This window comes from Rhizobium sp. CSW-27 (genome assembly GCF_018760785.1).
Lineage (GTDB): Bacteria > Pseudomonadota > Alphaproteobacteria > Rhizobiales > Rhizobiaceae > Neorhizobium.
The window spans coordinates 78,129-85,683 of record NZ_JAHHZO010000018.1; the positions used below are offsets into that span (position 1 = coordinate 78,129).

At 64.2% G+C, this 7,555-nt stretch carries 5 protein-coding genes; 4 read left to right on the forward strand and 1 reads right to left on the reverse strand.

Annotated elements, in window-relative coordinates; translation table 11 throughout:
- The first annotated feature begins 17 nt into the window (after positions 1 to 17).
- The 4 genes from KLP42_RS23590 to KLP42_RS23605 all read left to right on the forward strand — a co-directional run bounded on the left by KLP42_RS23590 (position 18) and on the right by KLP42_RS23605 (position 4,924).
- On the forward strand, positions 18 to 824 hold the full coding sequence (locus KLP42_RS23590; RefSeq protein ID WP_215570158.1) for a GntR family transcriptional regulator: 807 nt from the start codon (positions 18 to 20) through the stop codon (positions 822 to 824).
- A 205-nt stretch (positions 825 to 1,029) separates the two neighbouring features.
- Positions 1,030 to 2,115: a pyrimidine utilization protein A gene (gene rutA, locus KLP42_RS23595; RefSeq protein ID WP_215570160.1), complete on the forward strand. Its 1,086-nt coding sequence runs from the start codon at positions 1,030 to 1,032 to the stop codon at positions 2,113 to 2,115.
- A gap of 11 nt (positions 2,116 to 2,126) precedes the next feature.
- The gene (locus KLP42_RS23600) at positions 2,127 to 3,626 is read left to right on the forward strand and encodes an amidase (protein ID WP_252193221.1); all 1,500 of its coding nucleotides are present in this window, start codon (positions 2,127 to 2,129) and stop codon (positions 3,624 to 3,626) included.
- On the forward strand, positions 3,623 to 4,924 hold the full coding sequence (locus tag KLP42_RS23605; RefSeq protein ID WP_215570164.1) for an amidase: 1,302 nt from the start codon (positions 3,623 to 3,625) through the stop codon (positions 4,922 to 4,924). Before KLP42_RS23600 ends, KLP42_RS23605 begins: the two co-directional genes overlap by 4 nt.
- A 17-nt stretch (positions 4,925 to 4,941) precedes the next feature.
- Here the strand turns inward: KLP42_RS23605 and KLP42_RS23610 are convergent, their stop codons facing one another.
- Entirely contained in the window at positions 4,942 to 6,081 is a 1,140-nt protein-coding gene (locus KLP42_RS23610) for an RHE_PE00001 family protein (RefSeq protein ID WP_215570166.1), read from the reverse strand.
- Positions 6,082 to 7,555 lie beyond the last annotated feature (1,474 nt).

Sequence of the window (7,555 nt, forward strand, 5' to 3'; positions counted from 1 at the left end):
GATGAAGGACCGACGGAATGGATGACGAATTGATGACGGAGCAGACAGAGCCGGCAGTGGAGGAAACAGAGGCCATCGACGGGCAATGGCGCCCGGAGCTTGCCACGGCTCCGCTGTACCTGCAGGTGGCCCATCATCTGGAGGCACGCATCCGCAGTGGCGAGTTTCCGGTCGGTTCGCTGCTGCCGACGGAAAACGAACTGGCCGCGGCCCTTGGCGTCAGCCGGCAGACCGTTCGCCAGGCGATTGCGACAATGCGCACCGGCGGACGACTCTCCGCCCGCAAGGGTGTCGGCACGCGCGTCGAAGCCGGAATGGACGTGGCCCGCCGCCACTTCATCGCTCATTCCCGCTCCGAACTGTTCGAGGTGGCAAGCAAGACGGAGTTCGTGATCTCGCACCGGCAGGAGATTTCCGCACAGGGGAAACTCGCCGTTGAACTTGGCTGCCGGCCGGGACGGCGCTTCCTGCACCTGACCGGCGTGCGCTACACGGCCACACGTCAGCGCGCCTTTTCGTGGAACGAAGTCTATGTCGATGCGCGACTGGCACCGGCCGTGAAGGATGTCGAGGTGGCGAAATCCGCCATCTTCCACCTGATCGAGGAATATACCGGCGAGATGATCCACGAGATCCAGCAGGACATCAAGCCGGTGGCGCTTACCGCCGAAGTGGCAGACCAGATCGGCTGCAAGGAAGGCGATCTCGCGCTGCAGGTAACCCGCCGCTATTATGGCAGCGGCCGCCGCCTGATCGAATACGCCTTCCAGATCCTGCCGGCAGACCGTTTCACCTATACCACGACGCTGCGCGCCGAGAACTGAGCCTCCCTCCCACGAAAAACGCCGCCGCTTTCAGCAACTGCGCATGATTCGCGCGAGCCGGCCACGTGCGCCTTTCGGCAGATTGCTCACAAAATGAGCATGCATATTTTCGCGACATTTCGGACTGGACAGCCCCCAGAAAGTTTGCATTAGTTCGTACATAAAAAGTTCGAACAGGTCCGAAAACGACGAAGGGGAACTGCACATGGATATCGGAGTCTTCATTCCCATCGGCAACAATGGCTGGCTGATCTCGACGGCATCACCGCAGTACAAGCCGAGCTTCGAGCTCAACAAGGCCATCGTGCAGAAGGCGGAGGCCTATGGCCTCGACTTCGCGCTGTCGATGATCAAGCTGCGCGGCTTCGGCGGCAAGACGGAGTTCTGGGACTACAATCTCGAGAGCTTCACCCTGATGGCGAGCCTTGCCGCCGTCACCTCGCGCATCAAGCTGTTTGCCTCGACCGCCGTGCTGACGCTGCCGCCGGCGATTGTCGCGCGCATGGCAACCACCATCGATTCCGTCGCGCCCGGCCGCTTCGGTGTCAACATCGTCTCCGGCTGGCAGATGGCCGAGTATGACCAGATGGGAATCTGGCCGGGTGACGATTATTTCGGCTACCGCTACGACTATTCCACCGAATACGTCCACATCATGAAGGAGCTCTGGGAGAAGGGCGAATGCACCTTCGAAGGCAAGCACTTCACGATGAAGGACTGCATGATGAAGCCCATGCCGGAGCACAAGATCGAGATCGTTGCGGCCGGACAGAGCCCGCGCGGCATGAGGTTCGCTGCCGAATATGCCGATTACAATTTCGTGCTCGGCTCCGGCATCAATACGCCGACAGCCTATGCTCCGGGCAACGAGCGCCTGATCGAGGCAAGCGCCAGGACCGGTCGCGATGTCGGCTCCTACGTGCTGTTCATGGTCATCGCCGACGAAACGGACGAACTGGCGCAAGCCAAATGGGAAAGCTATCGCGCGGGCGCCGATGTCGACGCGCTGGCCTGGATGGCGGATCAGGGCAGCAAGGACGCCAATGCGGACGCAAGTTCCACCGCGCGCTCGATCAACCTGCCGGAAGGTGCCGTCAACTTCAACATGGGCACGCTGGTCGGCTCCTATGGCAAGGTGGCAAAGATGCTGGACGAGGCCGCATCCGTACCGGGCACCAAGGGCATCATGCTGACCTTCGATGACTTCCTGATCGGTCTCGACCAGTTCGGGCAGCAGATCCAGCCGCTGATGGCTTCGCGCAGCCAGGTCACCTCGGTGGCAGCGGAATAAGCTGCGTGGCGATGTCGTTGACGGTCGATGCGGGGAGCATTCTCGATCCGCTTGCGCTTGAAGATCCGCGGGCGGCCGATGCGAGACTGGAGGCCGGTATTGCATTCGCCGGCCTGCAGTTGCCTGCGGCGCCCGAACCGGCGCCGCTTGGCGTCTGCGTGCGACAGGCGGGCGTTGCGGACCTGCTCGCGGCTTATGCCCATGGCAGTCTTACCCCTTCCCTCGCCTTCCATGAACTCAAGCAGGCAATCGGCTCCACCCGCGCCGGCCGGGAAGCCGTGCTTCGGCTTGTGGAAGGCATCGACGAAGAAATCGCTGAAAGCGACCGGCGCTGGCAGGCGAAAGATCCACGCCCGCTGGAAGGCGTCTTCTTCGGCGTGAAGGACATCATTGATGTGGCCGGCACGCTCAGCACGTCAGGGTCGCATCTCACCGGCAACCGGATCGCGCCTGCCGATGCCGATTGCGTGGCACGGCTGAGGGCGGCGGGCGCCATTCCGCTTGCCATGCTGGCAACCACGGAATTTGCTTGCGGCTCACCGCAAAATCCACGCTTTGGCACGGTGACAAATCCCTGGGATTGCGCACGCTGGACCGGCGGCTCTTCCACGGGTTCAGGTGCCGCCCTTGCCGCCCGACTGCTGCCGCTGGCGCTTGGCACCGATACGGGCGGATCGATCCGTGTACCTTCCTGCTGGTGCGGCACGACAGGCCTCAAGCCGACGCGCGAACTTGTTTCGCGAGCGGGCGTCGCACCCCTGTCCTGGACACTCGACCATGTCGGGCCAATGGCACGCAGTGCCGAAGACATTGCTCATGTGCTGCCGCACATGACGGCGAACAGCGCCTTGCCGGCGCCTCCAGCCAACCGGACGCTGCGGCTCGGCATCCCCTCCAACTGGTTCACCGACTGCGTCGATGCCAGCGTTCTCGCCAACTGGCGAGGCGCCCTGGCGGTGCTCGAGGCAGACGGCTGCATACTGGTGGATTTGCCGTATCTCGACATTGCTCCGATCCATGCCGCCGGGTGGACGATCCTGCTGTCGGAACTCGCCGCCTACCACGGCGGCCGCATCGATCAGGCGGATCGCTTCGACCCGGGCCTGCTGGCACGGCTGCGGCAGGGCATGCGGATTTCCGCCGCCACCTACGGCGAGGCGTTGCGCCATCGCGCGGCGGCACAGAAAAGCGTTCTCGACCTCTTTCCGATGATCGATCTCATCGTGACGCCCGGGCTCGGCGGAGAGGCCGGTTGGCTCGACACGCTGACGGTGGAGATCGATGACATGGCCCTGCCCTTCCAGCAGGCCATATCGCGCAACACGATGGTTTTCGATTGCCTGGGCCTTCCTGCCCTGATGCTCCCCTCCGGCCTTGGCCGCCACGGACTGCCGACCGCCATGCAGATCATCGGGCCGCCGGGCGGCGACAGCCTGTGCCTCTCTCTCGGCATCCGGTACCAGTCGCTGACCGAGCATCATCGTCTCACACCGCCGAATATCGCCGCATGACCAGCCTTTCCCCTCCCCTCCACCGCCTGACGGCAAGCGAATGTCTGGAACTGATGGCTCAGGACCGCCTGACGGCATGCGCGCTGGTCGAGGCGTGCCTCGCGCGCATTCACGAGCGCGATGCCGATGTGAAGGCCTGGCTTGCACTGAGCGATACGGCGCGCGACGAGGCTGCGCGTCTCGATGCCGTGCCGAAGGCGGCACGCGGCCGGCTGCATGGCCTGCCGATCGGCATCAAGGATGTGTTCGATACCCGCGATCTGCCGACAACCTACAACTCTCCCTTGTATGCCGGTTTTCGCCCTTCAGCGGATGCGGCCGCTGTCGACATGCTACGCGCGGAAGGCGCAATCATCCTCGGCAAGACCGACACCACCGAGTTCGCCGCCTGCGGTCGCGATGCAGCCACCGCCAATCCGCACGATCTTTCGCGTACGCCCGGCGGCTCTTCCGCGGGATCGGCCGCAGCCGTGGCGGATTTTCACGTGCCGTTGGCGCTCGCCACCCAGACCGGCGGCTCCACCATCCGACCGGCCTCCTTCTGCGGCATCTTCGGCTACAAGCCAAGCGCGGGTCTCGTCAGCCGTGAAGGTATAAAGATCTACGCAATCAGTCTCGACACTGTCGGCTGGTATGCACGCTCGATCGCCGACATTCGTTTGCTGCAAGAAGTCTTCGGTATCACGGAAGGCCTTGGCGAAGTGCCTGCGCCGGAAGTGCCGCTCCGGATCGCCATCACGGCAAGCCCCTATCACAGCCAGCTGGCGCCTGAAATGCGTGCAGCGCTGGATGCCGCAGACAGGCGGCTGCGGATTGCCGGTCACCATGTCAGCCGCGTCGACCTGCCCGACGGCTTCGACAGTCTCGACCGCAGCCACCGCACCATCCTGCACCGCGAAGGCGCGGCCGCCTTCAGAAATCTCGCCAGACGCCACGCCGGTGGACTGCATGACGATTTTCACCATCGCGTCGAAAATCGCGACAACCGCAGTCTCGCTGATCTGAAGACGGCACAGGACGATGCGGCACGCGCCCGCATGGCGTTTGACGCGTGGGCAGCAGCCTATGATGCGGTGATCGCCCCCAGCGCACCCGGCGTTGCCCCGCCTGGTCGCAAACCGGGCGATCCGGTTTTCAACGCCTTCTGGACACTGTTGCAGGTGCCCTGCCTGAACATTCCGCTTCGCCTGCCGCACGAGAACCTGCCGGTCGGCATCACGCTGACGGCTCCGCGTTATGACGATGTGCGAATGCTGAGACTGGCGGACCGGCTGAATGCTGCGCTCTCGGCAGGTTGAGGGGCGTCGCCCGAGCGTCAGGCGAAAGTCCAGGCACGAAAGCGACCGCGACCGGTAATTTCCCGAAGGCCAAGCTCCTCGATCAGGCGCAGTGCCGCCCGCGGCGTAATCTCCAGCCGGCTGGCCGCCATCCGCGTGGAAATCAAAGGTCGTGACATGACGAGGCCGATCAGATCAGCCATCCGCGACGACGTGCGACGTCCGATCAGGCGCCGCTCCATCAACTGCAGGCCGAGCGTCAGGCGATCATGTTCCTTGAGGCCGATGTCTGCAGTCGCAATGACGCCCTGCAGCATCGCAAGCAGCCGCGTGTCTCGATCCGGATGGCGACGCCGCTCGACCGGAACCGTCCGCAGGCCGACACTCAGCGCCAGAAGATGGCCGCTGGCGGTCAGCCCCGCATCTCGCAAAATCTCGCCCATCAGCAGGCGTCCGAGCCAGGAAGCGTGCTGCAGAACCTGAAGACTGTGCCAGGCGTCCAGCAGGAGAAGCCCCTGCAGAACGGGTGGCAGGCCCTCCGTCCGCGTTCTGATTGCCAGCCATTCCGCAAGCCGCTCCTCCTCATTCCAACCTGGATCGTAGACCAGCGCGTCCCGGATAGCCTCCGCTCGGGAGCCAAACGACCTCGCGTCACGGATCGTCGCCGCCGAACGGACCAGCAAGGCATCAATGGTGGCCAGTTCCGCCGCCAGCGGATCGTCGTCAACCGCCTCAGCCTCACCAGTCTGACGAGGGGTCGGCGCAGCCGCCCCCTCGCCTTCGCCCCCCGCCGGACTGGACGCCCATCCCTTCTGTTCCGGCGCGTCCGCCGCCTGCGAACGACGCAGGCTGGCGAGACCATCGGCACTCAAGGCCCAGCCGACCGGCTGCGCGGCAATCCGGCGGCGGCTGCGCAGGATGTCACGGGCAATCGTCAGCTCGTGGGTCGGCGCGCGGACATCATGCCCCGCATCGTGCAGGACAAGATCCTCCAGATGCACGAGTTCGCCCTCGACCCACAGCGAGGCGCAGGCGTCGGCAAAATGCAGCCGCTCCAGCAGGCCCTGCCCGACGCGGGAGCGTAGAACGCGCTCATCGAGCCGCGCCATGCCGGCCGCGGCCTCGGACAGCGGCAGCAGAAGGCCCTTCAGCGGTAATTTCGCGAGATCGTAATCCATTGATATTATGGTAAACAAATTATCAAACGGACACCAGCATCACGTTCCGGACCGCTACCGGGTATTAAGAATATCGGGCATCTGGTGAGGGCTGGGGCGGACCAATCGGCTGGCCGCGATCAATCTGAGGACAGATTACCGCATCGTGCGGACAAGTACCAGCCTCGCGGACATTCCGACCGACAAAATTCACAGATGTAGTCCTGTAACAACGCCTGCTCTTGCCCCGGGACTATCGGCCATCTCCCGCCGTCAGCGGGCATAACGGATTTCACCTCATATCAGGGTTCTTCCGGAATTCGCGGATGCCGACGGTGCGCCGAAACCAGAGCCGCAACCCGGGCGCTCCGTCTGTCGCAACCGGAACGCATCGCCGATGATTGTCTTCGACCGCCCTCCCCCTGGCAGAATGAGGCGGCGAATGCTGGCCTTCAATCTCTCCCTCGTACGCCACCACATCACACGGCGGGACGTGGATCCTGCATCGGCAGGCAACATGCCCGCAATGGATAGAGGCTGGAGGAACTCCCCATGCAGCGGACCGCGTCATCGCCCTCCTCCCCCTACTGGCGGAAGAGTTTAAGCCTGTCGCGGCTGCCGGCAATTCACCCTGAGGCCGGGCTATGACTGCAGCCTCTCCCTTTGCCAGGGGGCTAGGGGGGTGCCACACCGGAGGTGGTTGCCCCGTCGCCTGCCGACGCATCTCTGCCTGGCCTGGGGCCGCTTGCGCTGGTCCGGCCACCATGCACCAGCGGCGTTCTCGGACCCGGGACAGCTGCAGGACACTCAGTAGGCCTCGATGCTGGCACGCCAGCGCAAAGGGACACGGCCTGCCGTTCGGCGTACGCGAGTTGCATGCCTGCCTTGGAAACAGGGCCGGACCGACCGCCACGCCAAGGCGGGATAGATCGCTTCTCGCCCCCAAAACAAGAAGGTGGCCGGTCACACCTTTCTCCATGCCCTCCCCTGACCCTTCGCCTGAACGGGCGTGGACCCGGCGTGCGGAGTTTTTGCAGCTGAACCTCGGCGTCTCTTTGAGGGGCATAAGTCGAACGCGAACCGGAGCGAACCGCGACCGCACTTCCGCAGCGGACCATTACGATATCTGCCTCGGTCCGACGCAATTCTCGACCGATTATCCATCGGCGCGTCACACCCTGACAGCTGTCAGGATTTCGCAGCACCGGTTGAACAGCCTCTTCACTCCATGCGACCGGGCATGAGACGCCGGGCATTCCACTCCACATCAACATCCGGAGCAATCCCTTGTCACCGGCCCAGGACGACAGCCCGGTGCACACTGGCCAATTGCAGCGACTCCTCGTCTTCGCGCAACTGCGGCGAGGAGGCGAGGAGGCGAGGAGGCGAGGAGGCGAGGAGGCGAGGAGGCGAGGAGGCGAGGAGGCGAGGAGGCGAGGAGGCGAGGAGGCGAGGAGGCGAGGAGGCGAGGAGGCGAGGAGGCGAGGAGGCGAGG